Origin of the sequence: Pedobacter sp. ASV28, assembly GCF_016428855.1 — a bacterium.
Lineage (GTDB): Bacteria > Bacteroidota > Bacteroidia > Sphingobacteriales > Sphingobacteriaceae > Pedobacter.
Window position 1 is genome coordinate 1 of record NZ_JAELTN010000145.1, and the last position, 400, is coordinate 400.

Annotated in this window: 2 protein-coding genes; both read left to right on the top strand. The window is 69.2% G+C overall.

Annotated features, from left to right (window positions below):
• On the top strand, positions 1 to 197 hold a 197-nt coding region (locus JHD79_RS22580; RefSeq protein WP_199121615.1), incomplete at its 5' end, for a hypothetical protein.
• A gap of 11 nt (positions 198 to 208) precedes the next feature.
• The coding region (locus tag JHD79_RS22585) for a hypothetical protein (RefSeq protein WP_199121616.1) at positions 209 to 400 on the top strand (192 nt) is incomplete at its 3' end.

Below are 400 nucleotides of genomic sequence, written 5' to 3' on the forward strand. Positions count from 1 at the left end.
CCCCCCCCCCCCCCCCCCCCCCCCCCCCCCCCCCCCCCCCCCCCCCCCCCCCCCCCCCCCCCCCCCCCCCCCCCTCTCACCCCCCCCCCCCCCCCGACACCTCCACTATGGCTCGATCGTCGGCAGCGTCAGATGTGTATAAGAGACAGCCCCCATCGCCCAAAAAGCATTTAGATGCAATGATAAAAAAAATGTAATAAGAAGCCAAGTGGAAAGAGATTCGCAAAAGAACATCCTGATAGGAAAGGGCTGTCTCTTATACACATCTCCGAGCCCACGAGACCTGCGTTACCATCTCGTATGCCGTCGTCGGGTTGAACAAGGGGGGGGGGGGGGGGGGGGGGGGGGGGGGGGGGGGGGGGGGGGGGGGGGGGGGGGGGGGGGGGGGGGGGGGGGGGGG